This is a genomic window from Mesorhizobium sp. AR10 (genome assembly GCF_024746795.1).
GTDB lineage: Bacteria > Pseudomonadota > Alphaproteobacteria > Rhizobiales > Rhizobiaceae > Mesorhizobium.
Genome location: NZ_CP080524.1, coordinates 3,542,314 through 3,569,094 on the forward strand (window position 1 = coordinate 3,542,314; position 26,781 = coordinate 3,569,094).

At 62.7% G+C, this 26,781-nt stretch carries 21 protein-coding genes; 8 read left to right on the plus strand and 13 right to left on the minus strand.

Annotation, left to right across the window (positions count from 1 at the left end):
* Positions 1 to 6: 6 nt before the first annotated feature.
* From LHFGNBLO_RS20580 to LHFGNBLO_RS20590, 3 genes are all read right to left on the minus strand, one after another.
* Positions 7 to 1,365: a M24 family metallopeptidase gene (locus tag LHFGNBLO_RS20580; protein WP_258601161.1), complete on the minus strand. Its 1,359-nt coding sequence runs from the start codon at positions 1,363 to 1,365 to the stop codon at positions 7 to 9.
* A gap of 10 nt (positions 1,366 to 1,375) precedes the next feature.
* A complete protein-coding gene (locus LHFGNBLO_RS20585; RefSeq protein WP_258601162.1) occupies positions 1,376 to 3,949 on the minus strand; it encodes a GcvT family protein in 2,574 nt (857 codons plus the stop codon).
* Between the two features lie 86 nt (positions 3,950 to 4,035).
* A complete protein-coding gene (locus LHFGNBLO_RS20590; RefSeq protein ID WP_258601164.1) occupies positions 4,036 to 5,613 on the minus strand; it encodes a trimethylamine methyltransferase family protein in 1,578 nt (525 codons plus the stop codon).
* A 248-nt stretch (positions 5,614 to 5,861) separates the two neighbouring features.
* Between LHFGNBLO_RS20590 and LHFGNBLO_RS20595 the strand changes: the two genes are divergently transcribed.
* The 5 genes from LHFGNBLO_RS20595 to LHFGNBLO_RS20615 all read left to right on the plus strand — a co-directional run bounded on the left by LHFGNBLO_RS20595 (position 5,862) and on the right by LHFGNBLO_RS20615 (position 13,348).
* The gene (locus LHFGNBLO_RS20595; protein WP_258601166.1) at positions 5,862 to 7,769 is read left to right on the plus strand and encodes a phospholipase D-like domain-containing protein; all 1,908 of its coding nucleotides are present in this window, start codon (positions 5,862 to 5,864) and stop codon (positions 7,767 to 7,769) included.
* Positions 7,770 to 7,904: 135 nt separating this feature from the next.
* On the plus strand, positions 7,905 to 9,065 hold the full coding sequence (locus tag LHFGNBLO_RS20600) for an MFS transporter (RefSeq protein ID WP_258601168.1): 1,161 nt from the start codon (positions 7,905 to 7,907) through the stop codon (positions 9,063 to 9,065).
* Between the two features lie 110 nt (positions 9,066 to 9,175).
* Positions 9,176 to 11,245 carry a prolyl oligopeptidase family serine peptidase gene (locus tag LHFGNBLO_RS20605; RefSeq protein ID WP_258601169.1) on the plus strand — a complete coding sequence of 690 codons (2,070 nt, stop codon included), beginning with the start codon at positions 9,176 to 9,178 and terminating at the stop codon, positions 11,243 to 11,245.
* Between the two features lie 209 nt (positions 11,246 to 11,454).
* Positions 11,455 to 12,837, plus strand: a complete 1,383-nt coding sequence (locus LHFGNBLO_RS20610; protein WP_258601171.1) for an aspartate aminotransferase family protein — start codon at positions 11,455 to 11,457, stop codon at positions 12,835 to 12,837.
* 145 nt (positions 12,838 to 12,982) lie between these two features.
* Positions 12,983 to 13,348, plus strand: coding sequence for a hypothetical protein (locus tag LHFGNBLO_RS20615; protein ID WP_258601172.1), 366 nt, complete (start codon positions 12,983 to 12,985; stop codon positions 13,346 to 13,348).
* 272 nt (positions 13,349 to 13,620) lie between these two features.
* Here the strand turns inward: LHFGNBLO_RS20615 and mmsB are convergent, their stop codons facing one another.
* Together mmsB and LHFGNBLO_RS20625 are read right to left on the minus strand one after the other, a co-directional pair.
* Complete coding sequence (gene mmsB, locus LHFGNBLO_RS20620) at positions 13,621 to 14,505, minus strand: 3-hydroxyisobutyrate dehydrogenase (RefSeq protein ID WP_258601173.1); 885 nt, start codon at positions 14,503 to 14,505, stop codon at positions 13,621 to 13,623.
* 24 nt (positions 14,506 to 14,529) lie between these two features.
* Positions 14,530 to 15,696 (minus strand): isobutyryl-CoA dehydrogenase, encoded by a 1,167-nt coding sequence (locus LHFGNBLO_RS20625; protein WP_258601174.1) that lies wholly within the window; start codon positions 15,694 to 15,696, stop codon positions 14,530 to 14,532.
* Positions 15,697 to 15,833: 137 nt separating this feature from the next.
* On the opposite strand from LHFGNBLO_RS20625, the gene LHFGNBLO_RS20630 reads away from it, so the two are divergent.
* Positions 15,834 to 16,448, plus strand: coding sequence for a dimethylsulfoniopropionate lyase (locus tag LHFGNBLO_RS20630; RefSeq protein ID WP_258601175.1), 615 nt, complete (start codon positions 15,834 to 15,836; stop codon positions 16,446 to 16,448).
* Positions 16,448 to 17,923, plus strand: a complete 1,476-nt coding sequence (locus LHFGNBLO_RS20635; protein WP_258601176.1) for a cobyric acid synthase — start codon at positions 16,448 to 16,450, stop codon at positions 17,921 to 17,923. The genes LHFGNBLO_RS20630 and LHFGNBLO_RS20635 overlap by 1 nt, the downstream gene beginning before the upstream one ends.
* A gap of 52 nt (positions 17,924 to 17,975) precedes the next feature.
* Here the strand turns inward: LHFGNBLO_RS20635 and LHFGNBLO_RS20640 are convergent, their stop codons facing one another.
* The 3 genes from LHFGNBLO_RS20640 to LHFGNBLO_RS20650 all read right to left on the minus strand — a co-directional run bounded on the left by LHFGNBLO_RS20640 (position 17,976) and on the right by LHFGNBLO_RS20650 (position 19,614).
* A complete protein-coding gene (locus tag LHFGNBLO_RS20640; protein WP_258601177.1) occupies positions 17,976 to 18,395 on the minus strand; it encodes a VOC family protein in 420 nt (139 codons plus the stop codon).
* 111 nt (positions 18,396 to 18,506) lie between these two features.
* The gene (locus LHFGNBLO_RS20645; protein ID WP_258601178.1) at positions 18,507 to 19,340 is read right to left on the minus strand and encodes a helix-turn-helix domain-containing protein; all 834 of its coding nucleotides are present in this window, start codon (positions 19,338 to 19,340) and stop codon (positions 18,507 to 18,509) included.
* A gap of 103 nt (positions 19,341 to 19,443) precedes the next feature.
* Positions 19,444 to 19,614 carry a hypothetical protein gene (locus tag LHFGNBLO_RS20650; protein WP_258601180.1) on the minus strand — a complete coding sequence of 57 codons (171 nt, stop codon included), beginning with the start codon at positions 19,612 to 19,614 and terminating at the stop codon, positions 19,444 to 19,446.
* A 152-nt stretch (positions 19,615 to 19,766) separates the two neighbouring features.
* On the opposite strand from LHFGNBLO_RS20650, the gene LHFGNBLO_RS20655 reads away from it, so the two are divergent.
* The gene (locus tag LHFGNBLO_RS20655; protein ID WP_258601181.1) at positions 19,767 to 20,198 is read left to right on the plus strand and encodes a TerB family tellurite resistance protein; all 432 of its coding nucleotides are present in this window, start codon (positions 19,767 to 19,769) and stop codon (positions 20,196 to 20,198) included.
* 111 nt (positions 20,199 to 20,309) lie between these two features.
* Here LHFGNBLO_RS20655 and LHFGNBLO_RS20660 read toward each other — a convergent pair whose 3' ends face one another.
* The 5 genes from LHFGNBLO_RS20660 to LHFGNBLO_RS20680 all read right to left on the minus strand — a co-directional run bounded on the left by LHFGNBLO_RS20660 (position 20,310) and on the right by LHFGNBLO_RS20680 (position 26,743).
* Positions 20,310 to 21,953, minus strand: coding sequence for an ABC transporter ATP-binding protein (locus LHFGNBLO_RS20660; RefSeq protein ID WP_258601183.1), 1,644 nt, complete (start codon positions 21,951 to 21,953; stop codon positions 20,310 to 20,312).
* The gene (locus LHFGNBLO_RS20665; protein WP_258601185.1) at positions 21,950 to 22,819 is read right to left on the minus strand and encodes an ABC transporter permease; all 870 of its coding nucleotides are present in this window, start codon (positions 22,817 to 22,819) and stop codon (positions 21,950 to 21,952) included. Before LHFGNBLO_RS20665 ends, LHFGNBLO_RS20660 begins: the two co-directional genes overlap by 4 nt.
* Positions 22,816 to 23,763 carry an ABC transporter permease gene (locus tag LHFGNBLO_RS20670; protein ID WP_258601187.1) on the minus strand — a complete coding sequence of 316 codons (948 nt, stop codon included), beginning with the start codon at positions 23,761 to 23,763 and terminating at the stop codon, positions 22,816 to 22,818. The genes LHFGNBLO_RS20665 and LHFGNBLO_RS20670 overlap by 4 nt, the downstream gene beginning before the upstream one ends.
* Positions 23,764 to 23,836: 73 nt before the next feature.
* Complete coding sequence (locus tag LHFGNBLO_RS20675) at positions 23,837 to 25,315, minus strand: ABC transporter substrate-binding protein (protein ID WP_258601189.1); 1,479 nt, start codon at positions 25,313 to 25,315, stop codon at positions 23,837 to 23,839.
* Positions 25,316 to 25,453: 138 nt separating this feature from the next.
* Positions 25,454 to 26,743, minus strand: coding sequence for an acetylornithine deacetylase/succinyl-diaminopimelate desuccinylase family protein (locus LHFGNBLO_RS20680; protein ID WP_258601190.1), 1,290 nt, complete (start codon positions 26,741 to 26,743; stop codon positions 25,454 to 25,456).
* Between the last annotated feature and the right edge of the window lie 38 nt (positions 26,744 to 26,781).

Consider the following 26,781-nt stretch of genomic DNA (forward strand, 5'->3'; position numbering starts at 1 on the left):
AAATACTCAGCCACCCAGTAGCCGCTCGTCGAGCGGATAGGTCGAAAGCTGCTCGTTGCCAGTCTCGGTGATCAGGATCTGCTCCTCGATCTTGACGCCCTCGTGCCCGCCAAGCCGGCCGATATAGCTTTCCACGCACAGCACCATGCCAGGCTCAAGCACACCGTCGGGCGTGTCGTCGGTCCAGTCGCCGGCATGCGGCAGTGTTGGATATTCGTCGGCCAGCCCGACGCCATGATAGAGCACGCCGTAACGGGTCGGGAAGCAATCGCCGGGCGGCACCGCCGAGCGCTCGACGAGGTCGCGGAAGGACATGCCCGGCTGCATCAGGGCGGTGTTGTGGGCGATCTGGTCGGCGGCGATACGGAACAGGTCGCGCTGCTCGTTCGATGGCTTGGCGTCGCCGCAAAGCCAGGTGCGCGAAAGGTCGGCGCAGAAGCCGTAGGGGCCGATCAGGTCGGTGTCGAAAGCGACGAGATCGCTGGCCTCGATGATGCGTGACGAGCATTCCTGGAACCATGGATTGGTGCGCGGGCCTGAAGATAGCAGCCGGGTTTCGATCCACTCGCCGCCGCGCGCGATGTTGCCGCGATGCAGTTCGGCCCAAAGTTCGTTCTCGGAAATGCCCGGCTTCAACGCCTGTTCCATCTCGCCCATCGCCGCCTCGCAAGCGACGATTGCCCGGCGCATGGCAAGGATCTCATCCGGCGATTTGATCAGCCGGGCATTCTCCATCACCGCTTCGCCATTGCCGATGGAAATGCCGAGACGGGCGAGTTCCTCGACACCTTCCGGGTTGATGTGGTCGACGGCGATGTGGCTGTTGCCGCCGCCATGCTCCCGCACCAGATCGGCGATGCCTCCCGCCCAGCGGCGGACCTTCTGCTCGGTCAACTCACCGCTATAGAGATACATCCACGACACCGCCGGGCGCACCTCGTCGACGATGCTGGAATGGTCGGAAAGGTGTTCGCAGGAGAAATAGTCGAACAGCACCACCGGTCCTTCGGTGGCGACGAAACAATGGCGCGTCGGGTTATGCGCCACCCACAGCTGCATGTTGGTGGAATCGGTCGCATAACGAATGTTGACCGGGTCGTAGAGCAAGGCGCCGGCATAGTCGCGGCGCTTCAGCTCGGCGCGGATGCGCTCGAGCCGGTATTGGCGCATGGCCGGCATGTCGGGAGCGGCAATGCCGGCCGCTTGCCACTCGGCTGCGGCCAGCGCGCCATAGCCCAGTACATGCTGGTTGAGCGAAGCCGCCTTCCGGCGGGAAGCGTCGCGCAGCGCTTCGATCGAGCCCGGCTCGAACGGCATGATCTTGCGATGGCGGCCGAAGCTTCCCTTTGGCGCCTCGCTGTGCATTTTGAAAACCTCAGGTCCGCATCTTCTCGCCGCTCGGATCGAACGGCGGCTCGACATTGATGCGCGCCGGGCGGCGGTGGCCCAGAATCTCGATCTCGAACAGGCCCGCACTTTCGTTCTCGGCAAGCGCTGCCGGCACATAGCCCTGTGCCATCGACTTCTGCACATAGTGGGCATAGCCGCCCGATGTCACCCAGCCAACCACGCGCCAGTCGCCGTCAACAATGCCGCGCACGGCGGACGCGCCTTCAGCAGCCTTGGAGCCGCGGACTTCCTTGCCTTTGTCGTCAAAGCGCGGTGCGCCGTAGCCATGCGGCTTTTCCACCGTGCCGTAGTCCTTGGAGCCGACCTTGGCCCAGATCGGCTCGTCGCCCATCACATCGGCGTCGGCTGCGTCGACTATGAAGGACACACGGCGCAGTTTTGGCCCCTCGGCGTGTTCCTTGGCGGCAGCCTCGCGGCCGATGAAATCGTTTTTCTCGAGCTTGATGAAGCGATCCATCGCCCCTTCGAACGGCCCGTATATCGGGCGCAGCTCGCGGAACCAGGTCGGAAAGTTCTTTTCCAGGCGCATGGAGAGCAGGGCGCGCATGCCGAAATCGACGAGACCGAACTCCTCGCCGGCGTCCTTGATCGCCTTGTAGACGAGGCGCTGATAGGCCGGCGCCATCCAGATTTCGTAGCCGAGGTCGCCGGTGTAGGTGATGCGGTTGACCAGGCAAGGCGCGCCGCCGACCGCCATTTCGCGGAAATCCATGAAGCGGAAGGCTTTGGTCGAAATGTCGACATCGACCAGCTTCTGCAGCAGGTCGCGGGATTTCGGTCCGGCTATGGAGAGACCCACGAGCGTCTGGTCGAAGCGATGGATGCGCACGGAACCGTCTTTGGGCAGGTGCTTCTCGAACCAGCGCATGTGGTACTTCTGCGCGGCCGATGAGCCCCAGATCATGAAGCGCTCGTCACCGGCCTTGGCGATGGTGAAGTCGCCGATCAGCCGGCCGAATTCATTGAGCATCGGGGTTAGCACAATGCGGCCGGTCTTCGGCATGCGGTTGGTCATGAGACGGTTGAGGAAATCTTCCGATCCCGGTCCCGACACTTCGTATTTGGCGAAGTTGGCGATCTCGGTGACGCCGACCTTTTCGCGCGTGGCGCGCACTTCCTCGCCGATTGGTCCGAAATCGTTGGAGCGGTGGAAGGAAACGACGTCCTTCGGCTCCTTGCCCTTGGGCGCGAACCAGAGCGGGGTTTCCAGACCCCAGGAGTCACCCATGACGGCGTTGTTGGCCAGCATCGTATCGTAGAGCGGTGTCGTCTGCGCCGGGCGCGCGGCCGGCAATTCCTCGTTGGGGAAGCGGATGGAGAAGCGGCGCGAATAGTTTTCACGCACCTTGGCGTTGGTGTAGCGCAGGCCAGCCCATTCGCCGAAGCGCGCGACGTCCATGCCCCAGACGTCGAAGCCGGGATCGCCATTGACCATCCAGTTCGACAGCGCCAGACCAACGCCGCCGCCCTGGCTGAAGCCAGCCATGACGGCGCAGGCGCACCAGAAATTGGTCAGACCCTGCACCGGACCGACCAGCGGGTTGCCGTCGAGCGCGAAGGTGAAGGGACCGTTGATGATCTGCTTGATGCCGGCCTTCTCGATGCCGGGGAAATGCTTGAAGCCGATTTCCAGCGACGGCGCGATGCGGTCGATGTCGGGCTGCAGCAGCTCGTGGCCGAAATCCCAAGGCGTGTTGACCGGCGACCACGGCTTGCAGGCCTTTTCATAGGTGCCGAGCAGGATGCCGTTGCGCTCCTGGCGGGTGTAGATCTCGCCCTTGAAATCGAGCACGCCGATCATCTCGCGGCCGGTCGACTTGTTGAATTCCTCGACCTCCGGCATCGGCTCGGTCAGGAGGTACATGTGCTCCATGGCCAGCACAGGCAGTTCGACGCCGACCATGCGGCCGATCTCACGCGCCCACAGGCCACCGCAATTGACGACGTGCTCGGCCTTGACCGTGCCTTGTTCGGTGACGACGTTCCAGGTGCCGTCGACCTCTTGCGTCAGTTCGACGACGCGGTTGCGCAGCACGATCTCGGCGCCGAGCTTTTTCGCCGCCTTGGAGTAGGCGACGGTCGTGCCGGAGGGGTCAAGATGGCCCTCGACCGGATCCCACATGGCGCCGACGAAATTCGTCTCGTCCATCAGCGGGAACATCGCCTTGGCTTCGGACGGCGTGATCAGTTCGGTGTCCATGCCGAGATAGCGGCCCTTGGCGTGGGCGAGGCGCAGGAAGTCCATGCGCTCGGGTGTATCCGCCATCATCACGCCGCCGGTCAGGTGCAGCGAGCAGGACTGGCCGGAAAGCTCCTCGATCTCCTTGTAGAGCTGCACCGTATAGGCCTGCAGCTTGGCGACGTTGGGATCGCCGTTCAGCGTGTGGAAGCCGCCCGCCGCATGCCAGGACGAGCCGGAGGTGAGCTCCGAACGCTCGATCAGCATGATGTCCGTCCAGCCGGCCTTGGCCAGGTGATAGAGCACCGAGCAGCCGACGACGCCGCCGCCGATGACAACCGCTTTTGCATGAGATTTCATGAAGATAGGTCCGTTTTTGCATAAATTGAATCAGATGTTTGGTCAGCGGCGATCAGCGCCGGAGTCAACCCGTCGCTGCATGTCGGTCAAAAATCGGTCGGCGCGCCGCCTTCGGACCGGCGCTTGTCGACGAAGTCGTTGAGCTCCTCGCGGATAGCCGGGTCCATGTACGGCTCTTCATACGATGCCAGCCGCTCCTTCCAGACGCGGTTGGCCTTTTCGAGCGCGGTCGGCGACCCGGCTTCCGCCCAGGTCTCGAAATTGCGCCAGTCGGAGATGACAGGTGCGTAGAAGGCGGTCTTGTAGCGGTCCTGCGTGTGCTGGGTGCCGAAGAAATGGCCGCCCGGACCGACGGACTGGATGGCGTCGAAGCCCAGGGCCTCCTCGGATAGGTCGAGCGGGGTCAGGAACTCCGCCACCATCTGCAGCAGGTCGATGTCGAGGATCGTCTTTTCGTAGGAGCAGCGCAGGCCACCTTCGAGCCAGCCGGCTGCATGCATCATCAGATTGCCGCCGCCCTGGATGGCGCCCCACAGCGAGAACACGCTTTCATAGGCGGCCTGTGCGTCGACCGTGTTGGCAGCGCAGGTATTGGAGGTGCGATAGGGGATGTTGTAGCGGCGAGCGAGCTGGCCGCCGACCAGTTGCGCCTTCATGTATTCCGGCGTGCCGAAGGCCGGCGCGCCGGACTTCATGTCGACATTCGAGGTGAAGCCGCCATAGCCGACGGGCGCGCCCTTGCGCACCATCTGGGCGAAGGCGATGCCGGCAAGCGCCTCGGCGTTCTGCTGCACCAGGGCGCCGGCGATGGTCACCGGGGCCATCGCGCCCGACAGGGTGAACGGCGTCACGACGACGACCTGGCCCTTGCTCGACATCTGGATGATGCCTTCCATCATCGGCACATCGAGTTTGAGCGGCGAATTGGTGTTGATGATGGTGAACACCGACGGCTCTTCGAGAAGCTGCTCGTGGCTGATGCCGCGCGCGATCCTGGCGATCTCGATACCGTCGACATTGCGCTCCTTGCCGAGCGAATAGATGTGGAACACCTTGTCGGTGAGTACGCTGAGATCACGGATGCATTCGAGGTGGCGGACGGAAGGGTGGATGTCGATCGGCTCGACCGGATAGCCACCCGTGCAGTTCAGGATGTTGTGCATCTGCGCAAGCTTGAGGAAGTTGCGGTAGTCCTGCTGGTTGCCGGGCCGGCGGCCGCGATCGATGTCGGAGCAGTTGGGCGCCGACGCCATCATCGAGATGATCAGATTGTTGCCGCCGAAGCGGACATCGTGCAGCGGATTGCGCGCATGAACGGTGAATTCCGACGGGCAGTGCGAAACCAGCTCGAGGATCATGTCGCTGTCGAAATGCACCCGCTCGCTGCCGTCTCGGACATCGGCGCCATGCGCCTTCATGATGCGCCTTGCCTCGTCATGCAGCACGTCGACGCCGATTTCCCGCAGCACCCGCAGCGAGGCGAGGTGGATCGATTCCAGCTCGTCGTCGGAAACGAGCTTGGTTGGCGTCAGCGGGATTTTCAGTTGGCGGAATGGCGGCTGCTCGAACGCAGCTGATCCGCCGGCTCGCTTTCCCGCGCGGCCGCCGCGACGGGCTCGGTCGGTTGCCAATGCCGGTTCGGCGGGATGAAGGGCGGCGGTCATGACAGGCCTCGTACGATGCGACAATGTGGCGGCATAATGGACCGCCGGCTGTCCAGCCATTGCGGAGGCGGCGACTACTAGGGCGATGGAAGCGACATGTCGGAAGGGCAGTTGGACACCCAGGACGCCGCTGTGATCGAGGTCGGTGCGATCCAAGGTCGGCCAGGATGCTGTAATGTGAGATGCGTTACAGTTCTGTCTTTTACTTATGACATACTTGCACGTTGAGCATCTTTGGGGGGGTAGCGATGCCTGATGTCATCAAAGTGCGTGCGGCGACAAACAACGAAGTTGCTTTCCTGTCGTGGGATATCGACGGGATGATCCCAGGTTGTCTTGGCTTCGAGATCGTCCGCATTTATCCCGACACCGGCGAGGAGCGTTGCCTGGCGGCTTGGGTGCCGTTCAAGGGTCAGCGCAATCCAAGGTGGATTCCACAGGACACGGGCGTATGGCCGGTGCAAAAGACATTCTGGCGCGATCTTACGCTGCGCCGCCGACGCGATAGCCTCAAGGTCAGGCCGGATGGCGAAATGATCGCCTACCGCGTACGCCCGGTTGGCGACATGAAGCCGGGCCTCGATCCGGTGCCGGTGCGTCCGGACCAGGTCGTCGCCGGCGAGCCCGCTTATACCGGGGCGCCGCGGCCACTCGGTTATCTCGGCCAGGGCGCTGTCAGTCCGCCGATCTTTCTGGGACAGATGTTCGGCAAGGCGCGTGTCGCCTTCACCAATGGCGTGCTGTCTACGCAATGGATGTCGCGTGCGCTGGAAAAGGCGGGCATCAAGGTCGGCCAGCGCGACAAGATCAGGGCCGAGCTTCAGCGCCGTGGTGGCGAGATACGCGCCTATCTGCATGGCGATGTGCCGGACGTGCTGACCAGCCTGATGAAACGGGCCAAGGTTGAAGGCGGCACTGTCAGGCTTGCCCTTTATGAACTTGGCGATGACGAGCTATGTGATGCGATCATCGATGCCAAGGATGTCGTCGATGTCATTCTTTCGAATTCGGGCAGGGACGAACAAACCAAGGCCTGGAACGCCGGCAACGCGCCGTTCAGAAAGCGACTGCTCGACGCGGGCGTCACGCTGACGGATCGACTGTTCAACAACAACCATATCGGCCACAACAAGTTTGCCGTCTACCGCGATGCACAGGGCAATGCGCAAGCGGTCATGACCGGCAGCACAAACTGGACGTCGACAGGCATTTGCGGACAGTCCAACAACGCCTTCATCCGCGACGACCCTGCCATGGCCGAAGTGTTCGATGCCTATTGGGAGCGCATGAAGGCCGACGTCTTCCCGCCGCCGGCCACCGCAAGTGCCGCCGGCCATGTCGCACAGAAGCAAGGCGTGCCATTTCGCAGGGAAAACCACAGGCCAAACCCGCTGAATGGCGCCACTGCGGCGTTGGACGGCATGACGGTATGGTTTTCGCCGAACGATCCCGACCGTAGCAAGAAGGACATCTCAGTGCGGCCCGTCGATCTCGAAGACGTTTTCGCGCGAATCAAGGCAGCGAAGGAGGCAGTACTGTTTCTGGTATTCAATCCTTCGCGCCGTGGCGACAATTCAATCGTCGACCAGGCTGTCGCGGCGGCGGCGGCCAATCCGAAGCTGATCGTGCAGGGCGCGATCAGCGACCATACCGCCATGCCGAACTATGTCGCGCCGACCAGGGATCCAATCACCCACAAATTGAACAAGGACGGCAAATCGCCGTTCGTCTTTCCAGAAAAGGTCTGGGAGGCGCCGAACGTCTCCATCGTCAGGGCGGCAAACCTGACGGCGGCCTCGATTGCCCGGGATTTCCAGGCGGAAGTGCTGACAGTCGGTCATGCGATCGTGCACGACAAGATCGTGATCATTGATCCGATGGCGGAGAACGCGACGGTGATCACCGGCAGCCACAACCTCGGCTACAAGGCATCCTACGAGAATGACGAGAATCTGGTGATCGTGGAAGGCGACAAGACGTTTGCCGCCGCCTATGCGGTGCATATGCTCGACGTGTTCGACCATTACAAGTTTCGCGCATGGCGCAGGACAATTGGAAAAGGACCTTCGGCCGATGACGGGATCTCGATAGACGACAAGTGGCTGAAGCCTTACGCGCAAGGCAAGAAGGGGGCGATCGCCCGATATTTTCCATAGCGTCTGTTTGCCCGGCATCCACATGCGCCGCAGCTCCTGACACGCGTTGGCTGGAGCAAGCGGTTTTCGCCTGCGGGGGGCTTACTGCACCGGAACCGAACCGCTAATCCTGCGTCCCGACATTGAGTGCGGATCATGACCCTGGCGGAATCGAACAGTGACGAGACAATGCAATGGGCCGCGATCACCGGCGTGATCGCGACAGTCTCGGTATTCGCCATCGCGCAAGGACTGAGCTATCCGCTGCTGAGTTTCATCCTGCAGCGTCAGGGCGTCTCGCCAGCCGTCATCGGCCTCTCGGCGGCGATGACGCCGATCGGCTTCATCGTCTCGTCGCCGCTGATTCCGGCGCTGGCGCGCCGGTTCGGGGCAGGGCGCACCGCGCTCACCTGTGCCGCGCTCTCGGCAATCGTGCTGGCGCTAATCGGCTGGACGCAAAATGTCTATCTGTGGTTTCCGCTGCGCTTCCTGATCGGCGTGGTGACCAATCCGCTCTACGTGCTGAGCGAGATCTGGGTGATCGCACTGGCGCCGCCGGCGCGTCGCGGTCGCGTCATGGGGGTCTATTCGACGATCATTTCGGCGGGTTTCGCGGCGGGCCCACTTTGCCTGCTTGCCGTCGGAACAGAGGGATGGCCGCCGTTTCTCGTCGGCATCGCCGCATTCGTGTTTTGTGGCGGCTGCCTGGCATTGGTGCTGAGACGGCTGCCAAAGGTGGACGAGGCCGGGCATCGGGTTTCGGTGATGGGGTTCATGCCGCTGGCATGGTTGCTGTTGTCCGCGGTGGTGGTTGCAGCGGGTTTCGAACAGGGGGTGCTGGCGCTGTTGCCCGTCTACGGAACGCATTACGGCATCGCGGAAGCCCGCATGTCGGCGCTGCTGTCGACGATGATCGCCGGCAACATCGCCATGCAGGTGCCGCTCGGCCTGCTGGCGGAAAGACTGTCCGCGCGGCTGGTACGGTTCATCTGTGTCTGCGCAACGGTGCTCGGATGCGCACTGTTGCCGCTGCTCATCGAGACGCCGCTGATCTGGCCATGCGTCTTCATCTGGGGCGCCGTTTCCTATGGCATCTACACGATGTCGATCATCGAGCTTGGCGAGCGGTTCACCGGCTCGGCGCTGGTCGCCGGCAACGCCGCTTTCTCGCTGATGTGGGGTGTCGGCGGCATCGCCGTTCCGCCGCTGGCGGGTGGCGCCATGGATGTCCTCGGCGCCGGCGGCCTGCCGATCACGCTTGGCGCCATTTGCCTGGCGCTGGCTGTTGCGACCGTCATGCGTCGCCGGATGACGTGAACGTCAGCGGAGGACGGCCTTAAACAGACGCAAAAGACGCGGGCGATGTCTTGAATATCGGCGCCGGCATGTCGATGTTGGCGAGGCTTGAACACGCATTCGGAGACCGCATGACCAGATCGATCACCAAAGCCCGGCCAAATTCGACTGCCGAAGACCCCTTTCTCTGGCTGGAGGACAGGACAGGCAAAGAGGCGCTCGACTGGGTTCACCGTCAGAACGAGGTCACATCAGCCGAATTGCAGGGCGATCCGTCCTACCAGGCGTCGTTCGAAACTGCGCTCGATCTAATGACGGCCGAAGACAACATTGCGGTTGGAGCCGCGCTCAGCGGCCATGTCTACAATTTCTGGCAGGACAAGACCAATGTGCTCGGCCTGTGGCGGCGCACGACTGTCGCTTCCTACAAGACCGAGACGCCGGAATGGGAGGCGATCATTGACTTCGACCAACTGGCGGCGAAGGAAGGGGTGAAATGGGTGTTCAGCGGCGCCAGCCGGCTTTACCCCGACTTCAACCGCTGCCTGGTCAGCATGTCGCCGGATGGCGGCGACGCCAGTGAGATGCGCGAATTCGACATCGCGACAAAGTCGTTTGTCGAGGATGGCTTTCGGGCTCCCGCTTCCAAGTCGGGCTTCGGCTGGCTCGACAAGGACACAGTCATCGTTTCGGCGGCGTTCGAAGAGGCCGACAAGACGGAATCCGGCTATCCGCGCGTGATCAAGCTGTGGACGCGTGGCACCCGGCTGGAAGACGCGACGCTAATCTTCGAGGCGCAAATAGAGGATCTCGCCGCCGGCGGTTCCGTCGAATTCGACGGCGACAAACGGCATGTGTTCCTGGCCCGGACGCTCGACTTCTTCGCCTCGCACAGTTTCCTTCGCCTGCCTTCCGGCGAAAATCGGCGCATTCCGTTGCCGGACGACGTCGCCGACACGGCGCTCTTCAGGGATCAGCTTGTCTTCGGCGTGCGCAGCCCGTGGACAGCGCCGGACGGCACGCTGTGCCGGCCCGATGGTCTCTATTCGCTAGACTTCGCGCGCTGGATCGAAACCGGCGCGCTTGGGCCCGTCGAAACTGTGCTCGAGCCGGCGCATCGGGTCTCGATCGCCGGCATCACCCGCACGCAGGACCGGCTGTTCATCAATCTGATGGACAATGTGCGCGGCAAGGTCGTCGTTTGCGAGCGAACCGTCGACGGTTGGTTGCTGAAGCCGGTCGCGCTGCCTGAAAATGGCAATGTCGGCATCGCCCATGCCGAGCATTTCGGCGCCAGCGTCTCCTTCTCCTTCACCGATTTCCTGACGCCGAGCTCGATCATCTGGTCGGACGACAATGCTGTGACGCTGGCGACGGTGAAGGCACAGCCGGCGCGTTTCGACGCTTCGCCTCTCATCTCGGAACAGTTCGAGGCGCGGTCGAAGGACGGCACCATGATTCCGTACTTCGTCGTCCGGCGGCGTGACCAGGACGGTCCAGTGCCGACGCTGCTCTACGGCTATGGCGGTTTCGAAGTGCCGCTGTTGCCCGGCTATGCCGGCGTGCGCGGCAGGCTGTGGCTCGAGAAGGGCAATGCTTATGTCCAGGCCAATATCCGCGGTGGCGGCGAGTTCGGCCCGAACTGGCACCAGGCAGCGCTCAAGGCCAATCGCCAGAATGCCTTCGACGATTTCGCTGCCGTGGCGCAAGACCTGGTGAAACGCGGCATTGCCACGCCGGCCTCGCTCGGCATTCAGGGCGGGTCGAATGGCGGTCTGCTGACCGGCGTCTCGCTGACGCAGCACCCGGAACTGTTCGGCGCGGTCATCATCGACGTGCCGTTGCTCGACATGCTGCGCTACACCGAACTGCCGCCCGGCGCCTCCTGGATGGCCGAATATGGCGATCCGGCGAAACCGGAAGAGGCGGCCTGGCTCGCCGCTTATTCGCCCTACCAGCATGTCTCGGCCGATGCCGCCTATCCGCCGGTCCTGCTGACCACGTCGACCGCCGACGACCGCGTCCATCCCGGCCATGCACGCAAGATGGCGGCCCGCCTGCAGGCTGCCGGCCATGAGAAGACGCTGTTCTTCGAAGAAACCGAGGGTGGGCATGGCGGGCGCGGTGATCGCCGGCCGCAGGCGGCCCAGGCGGCGATGAAGTATGTGTTCCTGCAGCGGGCGCTGAGCGGTACGGCTTGAACTGAAGGCTTTAGACAGCCTAAGGTGCCATCATGGCTCCGGTAGTGATATTGGTTTGCGCATTTAGGGTGGCGGTGACGCCGTCGCCGCGCACGCTGCGCGCCGAGCTTCTTCGGCTGTGTGCCCGCATCGGCTATTCGCCGCCCGCCTGCCTCTGACGAATCCACCCCGGCAGTTGCCGGATTGATTCAAGAGGAAAGGTCAAGCCCATGACTTATCAGAACTATTCGCTGAAGCAGCTTCAGCAGATCGATGCCGCGCATCATCTTCATCCATTCACCGACCATAAGGAACTGCGCGAGGCCGGCTCGCGCATCATCACCCATGCCAATGGGCCGTTCATCTACGATTCGGAAGGCACGGAAATCCTCGACGGCATGGCCGGGCTGTGGTGCGTCAATGTCGGCTACGGCCGCGATGAACTGGCCGATGCAGCCTATGCCCAGATGAAGGAACTGCCCTATTACAACTCCTTCTTCAAATGCTCGACACCAACGCCGGTTCTGCTGGCCAAGAAGCTGGCGGAACTGGCACCGAAGCACATCAACCAGGTGTTTTACGGCTCGTCCGGTTCCGAGGCCAACGACACGGCGTTGCGCCTCGTGCGGCACTACTGGGCGCTGGAAGGCAAGCCGGAGAAGAACCGCATCATCTCGCGCAAGATGGGCTATCACGGCTCGACGGTCGCCGGCACGTCGCTCGGCGGCATGGACCTGATGCACAAGCAGCTCGGCGGCGCGGTTCCCAACATCGTCCATGTGCTGATGCCCTATGCCTATGAGCTCGCTCTGCCCGGCGAGAGCGACCATGATTTCGGCCTGCGCGCGGCAAAGGCCGTCGAGGACGCCATCCTCGAAGCGGGCGCCGACAAGGTTGCTGCCTTCATCGGCGAGCCGGTGATGGGGGCAGGCGGCGTGAAGATCCCGCCGATGAGCTACTGGCCGGAAGTTCAGCGCATCTGCCGCAAATACGATGTCCTCTTGATGCTGGATGAGGTCATCACCGGCTATGGCCGCACCGGCGAGTGGTTCGCCGCACAGACCTTCGACATCGAGCCCGACACCATCACCACGGCCAAGGCGCTGACCTCCGGTTACCAGCCGCTGTCGGCGCTGCTGGTCGGCGACCGCATCGCGGCGACACTGGTCGAGAAGGGTGGCGAGTTCTATCACGGCTATACCTATTCCGGGCATCCGGTAGCCTGCGCCGTGGCACTGAAGAACCTCGAGATCATCGAGCGGGAAGGCCTGGTCGATCGCGTCAGGAACGACACCGGGCCTTACTTTGCCCAGGCCCTGCAGGAGCGTATCGCCGGCCATGATCTGGTCGGCGAGGTGCGCTCGATCGGGCTGATGGGGGCGATCGAGATCGTTAGGGACAAGGCGACCAAAGAGCGTTTCCTGCCGGCGGGCAGCGCTGCCGTCACCGTCCGCGACCATGCGATCGCGCAAGGCATGATGCTGCGCGCCACCGGCGATACGATGATCCTCTCGCCGCCGCTGATCTGGACGCGCGAAACGATCGACATGGCTTGCGACCGCATTGCCAAGGCGCTTGATCTGGCGCAAGCGGATCTGCGGAAACAGCGATAAGAGAGAAAGAGCCACCCGGGCGTCCTGCGATCAGGTCGCCCGGCCTCAATGCAGGTTTCGCTACGATTTGAGGGAACGAATAGTCTTCGTCGCGCGTAGTGTTCTGAGAGCCGGCCAGACCGGCTGTATTGGGGTTTGGATTTTCATGACAAAGATAAGCAAGAGCCAGCGGGCGCTGGAAGTGGCCGCGATAGGCCAAGACCTGATGCTGGCGCCTTTGGTGGCGATGATGCGCCTGCCGCTGATGGCCGCGGACGCACAAAATGGCCGGACGTGGAGCCCTGAGACGGCACGCGCGATGCATGAAAAGACCATGGCGATGACTGAGGGCGCGTTTGCCGCGCACATGGCGCTGCTGCAATCGACGGCGCGCTTCTGGCCGGAGGTTTTTTCCGGCCGCATGCCGTCGCTGTTCAACGGCATCGCGGCGGAGCGGTCGATCAGCGCTGCGCTGAAGCCGGCAAGCCGGACCGTGAAGGCAAACTTCCGCCGACTGTCGACGAAGTCCTGAACCAAAGAGTGGCGTGGAACGCAAAAACCGCGCTCCATCGGGAACGCGGCTTTGCCAGATACGCATGGCGCTTCGCTACTGAACACTTGCGAAACTTACGGGCTCCGGTACGCGAGACCTGATCCGGAGCGCCGGGCGGATGCGATATGTCCGCCTCGAAATCCGTTTTATAGGGACATCGTTACCGTGAGGTTATTGAGAGCTTAAGCAAATCTAAATTTGCGATTTTTCCTGTCCGAAAAAATCGACAAAAGCTCTGCAAAATTCGAAACTTACGAAGGGCTGCCGCGCAGAAAATTTATGATTCCGGAAAAATCGGCGCCGGCATGTCCCTGGGCGTTGAACAGCGCGTAAAGCTGTGTCGCCTCGGCGCCCAGCGGCGTTGCCGCACCGGCGCCAAGTGCTGCCTCCTGCGACAGTTTCAAATCCTTCAGCATCAGTGCCGCGGCAAAGCCGGGCTTGTAGTCACGGTTGGCGGGCGAAGCCGGCACGGGGCCGGGCACCGGACAATAGCTGGTCAGCGACCAGCACTGGCCCGACGACGTCGAGGCGACATCGAACAGCGCCTGATGCGACAAGCCCAGTTTTTCCGCCAGCACGAAGGCTTCGGCGACGCCGATCATCGAAATGCCGAGGATCATGTTGTTGCAAATCTTTGCCGCCTGGCCGGCGCCGTTCTCACCACAATGGACGATGCGGCCGGCCATCGGCTTCAGAATAGGCTCAGCCTTGGCGAAGGCGTCCTTCGAGCCGCCGGCCATGAAGGTCAGCGTGCCCGCGGCAGCGCCACCAGTGCCGCCGGAGACCGGGGCGTCGATCGACAGCAGGCCGTGCCGGTTTGCGACGGCATGGGCTTTTCGGGCCGATTCGACGTCGATGGTCGAGGAATCGATGAACAGCGCGCCTTTCCTGGCCTTGGGCGCGATTTCCTCATAGACCGACAGAACATGCTTGCCGGCGGGCAGCATGGTGATGACCACATCGGCATCCTTCACCGCCGCAAGCGCATTGGCCATGACGACGACGCCATGGTCCCTGGCGACGACGAGGTTCTCCGGCATCAGGTCGAAACCATTCACCGTGTGCCCGGCCTTGACGAGATTCGCGGCCATCGGATTGCCCATGTTGCCGAGGCCGATGAAGGCGATGGTGGTCATCGTTTTCTCCCGATTTTTCTACCGTCAGCGGCCGATCAGGGCGCGTGCAATGATGACGCGCATGATCTCGTTGGTGCCTTCCAGGATCTGGTGGACGCGCAGATCCCGCACCAGCTTCTCGACGCCATAATCGTGCAAATAGCCGTACCCGCCATGCAATTGCAGTGCATCGTTGGCGACATTGAAGCCGATGTCGGTAACGAAGCGCTTGGCCATGGCCGACCATTTTCCGGCATCCGGCGCGTTGCGGTCGAGCTTGGAGGCGGCGGCGTAGAGGAAGATGCGCGCCGCCTGCAACTCGGTCTCCATGTCGGCCAGCTTGAACTGCAGCGCCTGGAACTGGTTGATCTTCGAGCCGAAGGCCTTGCGCTCGGCGGTGTAGGACAGCGCCTTGTCGAGCGCTGACTGTGCACCGCCGAGCGAACAGGCGGCAATGTTCAGCCGGCCGCCGTCGAGCCCGGCCATGGCGATGCCGAAACCGGCGCCTTCTGAAGAAAGCAGGTTTTCCGCGGGCACCTTGCAGTCCTCGAAGATGACCTGGCGGGTCGACTGCATGTGCCAGCCCATCTTGTGCTCATTGGCACCGAAGGAAAGACCGGGCGCATCCTTCGGCACGATAAAGGTGGAAATGCCTTTCGGTCCATCGGCCCCGGTGCGCGCCATGACGACATAGAGGTCGCTGTCGCCGGCGCCGGAGATGAACTGCTTGGCGCCGTTCAGCACATAATCACTGCTGCTCTTCACCGCGCGCGTCTTCAGCGCCGCCGCGTCCGACCCGGAGCCCGGCTCGGTCAGGCAATAGCTCGCCAGCCATTCCATCGAGGTCAGCCTGGGCAGAAAGCGCTGGCGCTGCTCCTCGCTGCCGAAGCGGTCGATCATCGAAGCCACCATGTTGTGGATCGAGATGAAGGAGGAAAACGCCGGATCGGCGCGGGAAATTGCCTCGAAGATCAGCACGGCATCGAGCCGGCCGAGCGCAGAGCCGCCGACATCGTCTCTGACATAGATGCCGCCTAGGCCGAGCGGGCCGGTCTCGCGGATCACATCGGCAGGGAAATGCTTGTTGCGGTCCCAGTCGAGCGCGTTCGGCGCGACGCGGTCCGTGGCGAAGGCCTCGGCCATCGCTTGTATGGCGCGCTGGTCTTCGTTGAGTTCGAACTGGCCGGTGCTCGCATCGACAGCGGCGTCCATGGCGTGCTCCCTGATTTTTTGGCCTGCTGGCCTGTCGTTTTTGGCTTTGCGCGCCGTCCAATCTAGACCAATGATGCCGCCGCGCAACCCGGCTACCTGCGGAGCGGCTGTGCGCGAATTGGTGCCCGGAGCAAAGCGTGACGACAAATTTCGATGAACTGCTTGAACGCTTCCGCTCCTATCTCTCGACGTTTGATGATGGGCTGGTTCGCGACGCCGTGGCCAGGATCGGCTGGGACATGCCGCCCCGTCGGCTCGAACCGCATCCGCTGGCTTGCCTTCGCCAGCTCGATCGCATCGTCGAACTCGCTCCGACAGGCGCGAGGCCGCTGGCGGGACTGCTCGCGGAGCGTCGAGCCGGTTTGCGATGGGGCCAGACCTACAGCGCGGCGGATTTCGGAAAAGAATTCATCGACAACTATGGCTGGCTGGAGGTCTTCGGCACGCGCGGTCATTTCATCAACGATGAGGTCGCGGCCGGCTTGTTGATCCTGGGCCCTGATATCGTCTATCCCGATCATCACCACGTCGCCGAGGAAATTTACATTCCGCTGACCGGCGGCACCGAATGGCGCATGGGCGAAAGCGACTTTCGTGTTCGCGAGGCTGGTGAGGTCATCCATCACGCGTCGAACGTGAACCACGCCATGCGCACCGGCAAGGAGCCGTTGCTGGCGCTCTACATCTGGCGTGGCGGACCGCTGGCGCAGAAGTCCGATATCACCGGAACCGTTGCGCAGGGCAGGGGCTGATGGCCAAAGCGATCATGCTGCAAGGCACGGGCTCCGACGTGGGCAAGACGGTCCTGGTTGCAGGCCTCTGCCGCGCAGCAAAGAAACGTGGGCTGAAGGTGCGGCCGTTCAAGCCGCAGAACATGTCGAACAATGCCGCCGTTGCCGACATCCCGGGCGACAACAACGCAGGTGGCGGCGAGATCGGCCGTGCCCAATGGCTGCAGGCGATCGCTTGTGGCGTGGCGCCGTCCGTCCACATGAACCCGGTGCTGCTCAAGCCGCAGACCAATGTCGGGGCGCAGGTGGTGGTGCAGGGCAAAGTGTTCGGCGAGGCGAGGGCGCGCGACTATCAGGCGCTGAAGGGCCAACTGATGGATGCCGTGCTGGACTCCTGGGCGAAGGTCGGCGAGGGCGCCGATCTCGTCATCGTCGAAGGCGCTGGTTCGCCGGCCGAGATCAACCTCAGGAGCCGCGACATTGCCAATATGGGCTTTGCGACGCGCGTCAACGTGCCGGTCATTCTCGTCGGCGACATCGACCGCGGCGGCGTCATCGCCTCGGTCGCCGGCACGCATCTGATCCTGCCGGACGAGGACCGGCGCATGATCGTCGGCTACCTCATCAACAAGTTCCGCGGCGATGTTTCGTTGTTCGATGACGGTATCGGAGCGATCGAGAAATTCACCGGCTGGCGCTGTTTCGGCGTCGTGCCGTGGCTGAAGGCAGCGGCACGGTTGCCTTCAGAAGATTCGGTCGTGCTCGAACGGCTGGTGTCCGGCGAGAAGCGGGCGCTGAAGGTCGTCGTGCCGATGCTTGGCCGCATCGCCAATTTCGACGATCTCGACCCGCTCAAGGCTGAGCCGCAGGTCGAGGTGGTCTTCGTGCCGCCGGGTCAACGCTTGCCGGAGGATGCCGGGTTGGTGGTCATTCCCGGCTCCAAGTCGACGATCGGCGACCTGCTGAAATTCCGCGAGAATGGCTGGGATCGCGACCTCTTCGCCCACCGCAAGCGCGGTGGCCAAATCGTCGGCATTTGCGGCGGCTTCCAGATGCTCGGTCGCGTGGTGCGCGATCCCGACGGCATCGAAGGCAACGTCACCGAGACCGAAGGCCTCGGGCTGCTTGATGTCGAAACGGTGATGGAGCCGGAAAAGACGGTGCGCAATGTCAGCGCGCGCTCAGTGCCGTTCGACCTGCCGCTCGAAGGCTATGAGATCCATCTTGGCCGCACCACCGGCCCGGACACGCTGCGGCCGTCCGCCGTCATCAACGGTGTCGATGACGGCGCCATCTCCGCCGACGGCAAGGTTTTCGGCACCTATCTGCACGGACTGTTTTCCGCCGATGGTTTTCGCGCGCGGTTCCTCGAAAACCTCGGTGTCAAAGGCGGCGGCATCGACTATCGCGCCGAGGTCGAACGGGCGCTGGACGAGGTCGCAGCCGAGCTGGAAACCCATCTCGACTGCGATGCTATTTTTGCTCTGGCGCGTTAGCTCTTTTACTTGAGCATGACCTTGTTCGAAAACCGGCCTCCACTTTTCGGGATCATGCTTTTTCGTTGGCTTTCGGCCAGTAAGTGCCGAAGGACCAGACATTGCCTTCCGGATCGCGGCAGATGAATTCGCGGCTGCCATAGTTGCGGTCGACAAGTTCCTCGAGGATATCGGCGCCGGCACTCTTGGCTCGAGCAAAAGCGGCGTCGGCATCAGCGACGGCGACGTAGATGGCTCTGCCACCCCCCGAGCCTGGCGCGCCAACCATCTGGCCAAACTTGTCGTCGCGCGCGGTGCCCAGCATGATCATCGAGGAGCGGAAGGTCAGTTCGGCGTGATGGACGACATCGCCTTCGCCGAAGCGGGCACGGACGCTGAAGTCGAAGGCTTCGCCCAGCCAGTCGATCATTTTTGCCGCGTTCTTGTAGCGCAGCGTCGGGTAGAGCCGCGGGGGTTCAGTGGTGTGCGACATAGCGATCTCCTTCGTCTGGGTTGGTCGATAACCCAATCTGAGCGAAGGCTGTTCCGGCGTCTTGAAGAAATGTTACCTGGGTGCCAAGCGTCCGAAGGAACGCTTCTGTACCTATGCCTGAGCGGCAAGCGCGGTCGGCGTTGTGCCGGCAAGGTCGCGGAACTCGCGCACCAGATGCGACTGGTCGGCATAGCCGCAATCGGCCGCGATATCAGCCCAATCGCTGGCGTTTTGCCGGGACAGGCCAAGCGCACGGTTGAAGCGGATGATGCGCGACAGCGTCTTGGGACCGACACCGATCGCATCGGAGAATTTACCGGCAAGATGCTTGCGGCTCCAGCCAAGTTTTCCGGCCAGCGTCGAAATGCGAATGCGGCCGCCCGAAGTGACGATCCGGTCATAGGCCCAATCGATTTCGGCCTGCGTTTCGCGAGCCTCGGTCAACCGGGTGGCGACGAAAGCCTCAGCGATGGCAAAGCGTGTGCTCCAGTCCCGCGCATTGCCCAGCCTTTCGCGCAGCATCATGCCTTCAAGGCCGAGCACATCATCGAGGCCGACCATGGTGTCCGCCAGTTCGCTCATCGGCTGGCCGAAGAAGCGGCGGGCGCCGAGCGGCGTGAAATTGATCTGGATGCAGCAAGAGCCGCCAAAGGATTCGATCACCACCGGCCCGGCGTAGAGGCCGGCGGCGAAACTGGCGAAGCGATCATTGTCGCCGGGGTCCTTGCCGAGCCCGATGGCGAAGGGTTCGGCGAAGCTGATGACCAGCGGCACGGTCAGCGACGCATATTCGACGTTGCGAAAATGGCCGGGCGCTGTTTCGCGATAGCCGCATATGTCCGTCACAGCACCGTGAAGTTGATCGCCGGGTGCGCGCCGCACCACCTCGAACCGGTCGGCGACCGGACGATCCTGTTGGTCATGACGCTCTGTCTCGACCGGCATCGGCCATCCTTATGTCCAGGGAGAGCCTAGCAGACCATGCGTCAAAATCAAAAACGCCCGGCTTGTGACCGGGCGCTTCCAATTGCCTGAGATGGTGAAGTGCTTAGGCGCCGCGCATCAAGCAGCCGGCGGCAAGCACGATGTAAGCAATAAGAACAATCCACACTGATGCCAGTGGAATGAACGCAAGAACGCCGAGAGCGGCAAGAATGCCGATAATGGCGATGACAACGGAAATAATGAAAATAAGTTGTGTGGGCGCACTGAGATTCATGTGTGGTCCTCCTCAACATGATTCGTACGCCCACATTCTATCAGGCGCGCGATCATACACCAATCAGCGGACCCAGCAGAGGTCGACCACCGCATCCGGTTTGCGCAAGGCCGATTCCGCGCTACCTATGGGCGAATCGGAAAAGGATATTGATGGCGATGGCATTGCTCGACCAGATACGCTCGATCTTCGACGGCGACCCCGGCGTGCGCAAGGTGGCGGACGATCCTGTGCTGTCGGCGGAACTGCTGATGCTGTTCCGCATGATCCTGGCCGACGGTTCGGTCAGCGAGAGCGAAATGGTGGCCTTCAGGCGTATCTGCAAGGAAGCCTTCGGCATTCCGGAAGCCAGCATCGACAGCGTTATCGAGTATCTCAACGAGTTCGGCTACGAGACCAACGGCTCGCAAGCCATAGCGCAGTTCCGCGGCCTCGACGTCGAACGGCGCAAGCTGCTCGCTCTCCATATGGCCGAGATCGCCAAGGCCGATTCGCAATTGGCCGAGAGCGAGGTGCGGCTTTTGCGCCGTACGCTCGACCTGCTCGACATCAGCCCGGTCGACGTGGTGAAGCCGGAAGAGTGAGCTGGTCTCGACAGTCGCCTGGCCTGCCGGGTCCCCGCCGCTCGTAGCGTCCCGGCGTTCGCGGGGCCTTTCATCGTGCCACCGGCACGATTCACTTCGTGAACCGGCTGTTCACCCTTGTTCCTGTAATCTGCGCGCGATCGCCCGGTGCAAATCCGGAGCGGCGGCGACCAGCGCCCTGGCCGCCTCGGACTGTGGATTGTCGAGCACCTCGCTCGTCCGGCCACGCTCGACGATCTTACCCTCATGCATGACCATAACTTCGTCGGTGATGGCGCGGGCGACGGTCAGATCGTGGGTGATGAACAGATAGGCGACGCCGAGCTTCTGGTTGAGATCGGCGAAGAGGTCGAGGATCTGGGCACGGATCGAGACGTCGAGTGCCGACACGGGCTCGTCGGCGACGACCAGTTTCGGTCGGGTTATGATGGCGCGGGCAATCGACAGGCGCTGCCGCTGGCCACCTGAAAATTCATGCGGATACTTGTCCATGTCGCGGGGGCTGAGGCCGACCTCGTGCAACGCATGCGCCACCATTTCGCGCCGCTCAGCGGGTGCCGGCTTCTTCTCCAGCACATGCAGTGGTTCGGCCACCAGTTTTTCGACCTTCTGGCGCGGGTCGAAGGAGCCGTAGGGGTCCTGGAACACCACCTGCATGTCGCGCCGCGCCGGCTTGAGTTCCGTCTCGCTCTTGCCGGTGATGGTCTCGCCGCGAAACCGGATCGTTCCTGATGTCGACCGGTCCAGCGCCAGGATCATGCGAGCCAGCGTGGACTTGCCGCAGCCGGAGCGGCCGACCAATGCCACCGATTGCCCCGGCGCCATCGAGAAGGACACATCGTCGACGGCGCGGGTCGGCACGGCGCGCTTGAACAGGGACGTGCGTCGTCCCGGATAATCGCGCGTCGCGCTTTCCACTTGAAGAAGAGGTTTGGCTACCTGAAGCAGAGGTGTGCCGTGGTCGGCGTCATGCGTTCTGGCGCGCGCCGGCACATGCATCGACGCTTGCGCCAGCTGGCGCGTGTAGGGATGAAGCTGTTCGGACAATGTGCGCGCCGTCTCGCCGGCCTCCATCACCTCGCCGTGGCGCAGTATGGTGATGCGGTCGGCCATCTCGGTCACCACCGCGAGGTCGTGCGAGATCAACAACAGACCCATGCGGTTTTCCGCGACGAGGTCGCGCAACAGGTCGAGGATCTGCGCCTGCAGCACCACGTCGAGTGCCGTGGTCGGCTCGTCGGCGATCAGCAGCTTTGGTTTCAGCGCACAGGCAATGGCAATGACGACGCGCTGACGCTGGCCGCCGGAAAGCTCGTGTGGATAGCGCGCCAGCGGGAATTTTGCTGCCGGCAGGCCGACGCGGTCGAGCATTTTTCGCGCCCGCTCCTCGGCATTCGCGCGGCTGGCCTTGGTGTGCCAGCGGATGCCTTCGGCGACCTGCTCGCCGATGGTCTTGACCGGATTGAGCGCCGTCATCGGCTCCTGGAACACCATGCCGATGTCGTCGCCACGCAGCGCGCACATCTGGTCCTCGCTGGCGGCAAGGATGTCGATGCCGTCGAAGCTCACGCGTCCCGTGGCGCGTGCTGCCCATGGCAGAAGCCGCATCACCGTCAGCGCCGTCATCGACTTGCCCGAGCCGGATTCTCCGACCAGCCCCATCACCTCGCCGGGCGCGACGGAGAGCCCGATACCCCTCAGGATCTGCGTGTCGCCGATGGTCAGCGACAGGTTCTCGATTTCGAGCAAGCTCATCGCTGCCGCCGCGATTTCGGATCGAGGATATCGGCGATGCCGTCGCCGAGCAGGTTCAGGCCAAGCACGGTGACGACAATCGCCATGCCTGGAAAGATCGCCATCCACGGCGCCACCACCATGCGGGTCTGCGCGTCGAACAGCATGCGGCCCCAACTCGGCATCGGCGGCTGCGCACCGAGGCCGACATAGGACAAGCCCGCTTCCGCCAGGATGCCGAGCGCGAACTGGATGGTGCCTTGCACCAAAAGCAGCGTGGCGATGTTGGGCAGCACATGTTCGATGGTGATCAGCGTGGTGCTCTTGCCGGCGGCTCGCGCCGCGAGGATGAATTCGCGCGGCCAGATCGCCAGCGCGCCTGCGCGGGCGACACGCGCAAACACAGGAATGTTGAAGATGCCGATGGCGATGATGGCATTGACCGCACCCGGCCCGAAGATGGCGGTGATCATGATTGCCGAAAGCAGTGCGGGGAAGGCGAAGACGAGGTCGTTCAGCCGCATCACCGCCTCGTCGACAATGCCGCCGCGCGCCGCGGCGAAGGCGCCGAGCGGTACGCCGACACCCATGCCGATACCGACGGCCACCAGTGCCACGGCGATCGAATTGCGGGCGCCGACCATGATCATCGACAGGATGTCGCGACCGAAGTGATCGGTGCCGAACCAATGGGTCAGCGACGGCGCTTGCGTCTTGTCTGATATGATCAGTTTGGTGACGTCGTCGGGCGTCCAGACATAGGAGAGCAGTGCGACAGCTGCCACCAGTATGGTGATGACGAAGCCGGCGAGGAAGGAGCGATTCCCAAACGCCTTGGCCAGAATGCCGGCGAGATTCTCCTCGGGGAGGTCGAAGCGCAGCGTCATTGCCGGCTTCTCAGGCGCGGATCGACGATCGCGTAGGAAAGATCGACAAGCAGGTTGACGGCGATGACGGCGGCGACCAGCAGCATGACGACGCTTTCGACGACGATCAGATCGCGCTGGGTGATCGCCTGGAACACCAGCCGGCCGAGCCCCGGCAGGTAGAAGACGTTCTCGATGATGATGGTGCCGGCAAGCAGGAAGGCGAACTGCAGGCCGAGAATGGTGAGCACCGGGATCAGAGCGTTGCGCAATGCGTGCCGCCACAAGACAGCGCGATAGGGCAGGCCCTTGGCGCGCGCGGTGCGGATGTAGTCCTCATTCAGCACTTCGATCAGCGCCGAGCGGGTGACGCGCGCCAGGATCGCCGCTTGCGGCAAGGCAAGCGCGATCGCCGGCAGGAGCAGTGATTTCAACGCCGGCCACACACCGGCGCTCCAGCCGGGAAAACCGCCGGCCGGCACCAGCCGCAGCCAGACCGCAAAGAGATAGATCAGCATGAGCGCGAACCAGAAATTCGGCACGGCGACACCAAGCTGGGCGGCGCCCATCGCAACCGTGTCGCCGGCTCGCCCACGCCGTCTGGCGGAAAACAGCCCGACCGGAATGGCGATTGCCGTGGAGAGAGCGAGTGCGATCAGCGCCAGCGGCAGCGAGACGACGATGCGCTCGCGAACAAGATCGATGACCGGAACCGAATAGGTGTAGGAGCGGCCGAAATCGAGGCTCAGCAAGCCGCCGGCCCAGTGCAGATAGCGAAAGGCGAGGGGCGCGTTGAGGCCCATCTGGTTGCGCAGCAACTCGACCTGGTCGGCGCTGGCATTCAAGCCCAGCATCAGCCGCGCCGGGTCGCCGGGAATGATCTCCAGCACGGCAAAGATCACCATCGAGGCCAGGACCAGCGTGAGCACGGCGATCATGAGACGTTTGAGGAGATAGGCGCTCATAAGCTCAGCCTGCCGGAAAAAGACGTGCCCCGGAAGCGGTTTCCGGAGCAGCGCGTTTTTCGCGACAACGAAATCAATCCGACCACTTCACCTTGGTCAGGTCGTTGGCCTGAATCGGGGCGTTCTCCCACAGACCCTGCAGTTTGGCGTCCCATACGCCGACTTTCGGCAATTCGTAGAGGAAGCCGACCACGGCATCATCGGCCAGGATCTTCTGTGCTTGCCCCAACAGCTCCTTGCGCTTGGCTTCGTCGGAGGTGAGGTTCAGATCGGCGATGATCTTGTCGAAGGCCGGATTGTCGTAGTTGAAATAGTAGTCCTTGCGAGAATAGATATCGATGTCGTTGGGCTCGGTGTGCGAGACGATGGTCAGGTCGTAATCCTTCTTGGTGAACACCTGATCCAGCCACTGCGCCCATTCGACCGGGATGATTTCCAGATCGATGCCGACATCGCGAAGCTGCGAGGCGATGATCTCGCCGCCAAGCCGTGCATAGGACGGCGGCGGCAGTTTCAGCGTTGCCTTGAGGCCGTTCTCGAGGCCTGCCTCTTTGAGCAATTCCTTGGCCTTGGCCACATCGTGCGGATAGCGGCCGGTGAGATCGACATAGTCCTTGCTGGCGGGTGACATGTGTGAGCCGATCGGTACGCCGAGCCCGGCCGAGGCGCCGTCGATGATCGCCTTGCGGTCGAGCGCATAGGAAATCGCCTGCCTGACCTGCAGCTTGTCGAATGGCGGCTTCTTGTTGTTGATCGACAGGATGGTTTCGCCCTCGGTGGCGCCGATTACCACCTTGAAGCGCGGATCGTCCTTGACCTGCGCGACGCTGTCGGGATCGAAGAAGGGGAAGGCTTGGATGTCACCCGAAAGCAGCGCCGGCACGGCGGCTGCGGCATCCGGAACGATGCGGAACTCTGCCTTGTCGAGGGACACCGGGGCGCCCCAGTAGTTGTCGGACTTCACCAGTGTGATCGACGAGCCCTTGGCCCAGCTCTGGAATTTGAAAGGGCCGGTGCCGACAGGTTTTTCCTTGTTGGTATCGGCTGTCTCAGGCGCGACGATGACAGCATCGCCCCAGCCCATATTGTAGAGGAAGGATCCCTGCGGGTTCTTGAGCGTGACTTTCACCGTCGCCGGATCGACGACTTCGACCGCATCGATGGCGGCGAACAGGCCCTTTTGCGCGTTGACGGAATTGTCGGCGCTGGCGCGATCGAGCGAGAATTTCACGTCGTCGGCGTTGAAGTCGGTGCCGTCGTGGAATTTCACGCCGCTGTGCAGCTTGAAGGTGTAGGTCTTGCCGTCATCGGAAATGGTCCAGCTTTCGGCCAGATCGGGCAGAACCTCGCCGTTCGGACCGATGCGGGTCAGGCCCTCGAACACGTTGGCGTAGAGCACCTCGTCGATCGCAGCGGCCGCACCGGCGGTCGGATCGAGATGCGGCGGTTCGAGCGGAATGCCGATGACCAGGTCGGTGCGTGCGGCCATCGCCGAGGTTCCAGCGGCCAGCGCCAGAGCCGCAGCAGCGAGAATGGTTTTCCACAATTTCATCGTGCAACTCCCTGTGTGCTCAAACACTTGCTCAAACCTGGGGGATAGAAGCGTGAAATCGGCAAGGAGTAAATTGCGTTTCGTGCTGTCCGTCCTCGGCGGGGGGAATGTTTTTCCACAGATTGCCGGCCCAGCCGATCAAAGCGTGCCGTCGCCATCGGCGCCCCTGAGCAGAACGTTGAGCCCGATCGCCATCACCTTGGCCGACTCCACCATGTCCGATATCCCGACCCATTCGTCTGGCCGATGGGCGAGGTCGAGAATGCCAGGACCATAGGCGATGCAGTCATAGATGTGGCCAATGCGGGCGATGTGCTTCTGGTCGTAGGTGCCGGGCGAAATGACATAGTCCGGTTCGCGATCGAATATCGCCATGATGCCTTGCGCCACCGCCTTGACCACCGGCGCGTTGCGCTCGGTCATCAGCGGCAGCACCTCCATGAGGTCACGGATCTCGTAGTCGAATTTCTTCCGCTCGCGCTTCAGCCTGTCGAGGATATCAGTCACCTCGCTTTTGACCGTGTCCAGATCCTCTTCCAGCAGGAAGCGGCGGTCGATGGTCAGCCGGCAGGAATCGGGCACGTTTGGCGAGGGCAGGCCGGGCCGGAAATCCTCCGTCTGGCCGCCATGGATCGAATTGATGTTCATGGTCGAGCGTCTGGCTCCCTCGGGCACGACCGGCATGCGCGTCATCTTGCGGTCGAGCGCGGGAAACAACACGTCCTCGAAAGCCCTCAGCACGGCGCCCATGTGGCGCACCGCATTGTCGCCGAGGAACGGCATGGAGCCATGTGCGATCTCGCCCTTGGTCTCGATCTCCGCCCACCAGACGCCGCGATGGCCAAGGCAGATGCGGTCCTTGTTCAGAGGCTCGGGGATGATGACGTGGTCGACTTTGGGCCTGGAGAAATAACCAAGCTTCGCCAGATGGGCTACGCCGCCGAAGCCACCGGACTCTTCGTCGACCGTACCTGATATCTCGATGGCGCCGGGAAAGTCCGGGAAGATTTCCATGAAGGCTTCCGCCGCGATGATCGAGGCGGCCAAGCCCCCCTTCATGTCGCAGGCGCCGCGGCCATAGACCTTGCCGTCTTTGACGACGCCGGCGAAAGGATCCACGGTCCAGCCACTGCCGGTTTCGACCACGTCTATATGCGAGTTGAAATGCACGCAGGCGCCAGGGGACCGGCCATCGAAGCGGGCGACGACATTGACGCGTGGATAGCGGTCGCTGTCACCGGGCGTGCCTTCGGCGCGGATGAATTCGATCTCGAAGCCGCGCTTCTTCAAACGCGCGCCGATGTATTCGGCGCATGGCTGATAGGCCTCGCCGGGCGGATTGATGGTTGGAAAGCGGATCAGGTCCGCAGTCAGCGCAACCAGGTCATCGACCCGATCATCGACCGCTTTCAGGAGACGTTCGTTCATTTCGCCAATTGAGCAACGAAAGGGTCGGCTTTGCAAGC

Bases quoted from the DNA above. Each gene is read 5' to 3' on its own strand.
- LHFGNBLO_RS20680 (WP_258601190.1), bottom strand. From the start codon at position 26,743: ATGAACGAACGTCTCCTGAAAGCGGTCGATGATCGGGTCGATGACCTG.
- LHFGNBLO_RS20585 (WP_258601162.1), bottom strand. From the start codon at position 3,949: ATGAAATCTCATGCAAAAGCGGTTGTCATCGGCGGCGGCGTCGTCGGC.
- mmsB (WP_258601173.1), bottom strand. From the start codon at position 14,505: ATGACCACCATCGCCTTCATCGGCCTCGGCAACATGGGCAATCCGATG.
- LHFGNBLO_RS20665 (WP_258601185.1), bottom strand. From the start codon at position 22,819: ATGACGCTGCGCTTCGACCTCCCCGAGGAGAATCTCGCCGGCATTCTG.
- LHFGNBLO_RS20580 (WP_258601161.1), bottom strand. From the start codon at position 1,365: ATGCACAGCGAGGCGCCAAAGGGAAGCTTCGGCCGCCATCGCAAGATC.
- LHFGNBLO_RS20635 (WP_258601176.1), top strand. From the start codon at position 16,448: ATGGCCAAAGCGATCATGCTGCAAGGCACGGGCTCCGACGTGGGCAAG.
- LHFGNBLO_RS20615 (WP_258601172.1), top strand. From the start codon at position 12,983: ATGACAAAGATAAGCAAGAGCCAGCGGGCGCTGGAAGTGGCCGCGATA.
- LHFGNBLO_RS20595 (WP_258601166.1), top strand. From the start codon at position 5,862: ATGCCTGATGTCATCAAAGTGCGTGCGGCGACAAACAACGAAGTTGCT.
- LHFGNBLO_RS20675 (WP_258601189.1), bottom strand. From the start codon at position 25,315: ATGAAATTGTGGAAAACCATTCTCGCTGCTGCGGCTCTGGCGCTGGCC.
- LHFGNBLO_RS20600 (WP_258601168.1), top strand. From the start codon at position 7,905: ATGACCCTGGCGGAATCGAACAGTGACGAGACAATGCAATGGGCCGCG.
- LHFGNBLO_RS20650 (WP_258601180.1), bottom strand. From the start codon at position 19,614: ATGAATCTCAGTGCGCCCACACAACTTATTTTCATTATTTCCGTTGTC.
- LHFGNBLO_RS20660 (WP_258601183.1), bottom strand. From the start codon at position 21,953: ATGAGCTTGCTCGAAATCGAGAACCTGTCGCTGACCATCGGCGACACG.
- LHFGNBLO_RS20590 (WP_258601164.1), bottom strand. From the start codon at position 5,613: ATGACCGCCGCCCTTCATCCCGCCGAACCGGCATTGGCAACCGACCGA.
- LHFGNBLO_RS20640 (WP_258601177.1), bottom strand. From the start codon at position 18,395: ATGTCGCACACCACTGAACCCCCGCGGCTCTACCCGACGCTGCGCTAC.
- LHFGNBLO_RS20605 (WP_258601169.1), top strand. From the start codon at position 9,176: ATGACCAGATCGATCACCAAAGCCCGGCCAAATTCGACTGCCGAAGAC.
- LHFGNBLO_RS20645 (WP_258601178.1), bottom strand. From the start codon at position 19,340: ATGCCGGTCGAGACAGAGCGTCATGACCAACAGGATCGTCCGGTCGCC.
- LHFGNBLO_RS20670 (WP_258601187.1), bottom strand. From the start codon at position 23,763: ATGAGCGCCTATCTCCTCAAACGTCTCATGATCGCCGTGCTCACGCTG.
- LHFGNBLO_RS20655 (WP_258601181.1), top strand. From the start codon at position 19,767: ATGGCGATGGCATTGCTCGACCAGATACGCTCGATCTTCGACGGCGAC.
- LHFGNBLO_RS20610 (WP_258601171.1), top strand. From the start codon at position 11,455: ATGACTTATCAGAACTATTCGCTGAAGCAGCTTCAGCAGATCGATGCC.
- LHFGNBLO_RS20625 (WP_258601174.1), bottom strand. From the start codon at position 15,696: ATGGACGCCGCTGTCGATGCGAGCACCGGCCAGTTCGAACTCAACGAA.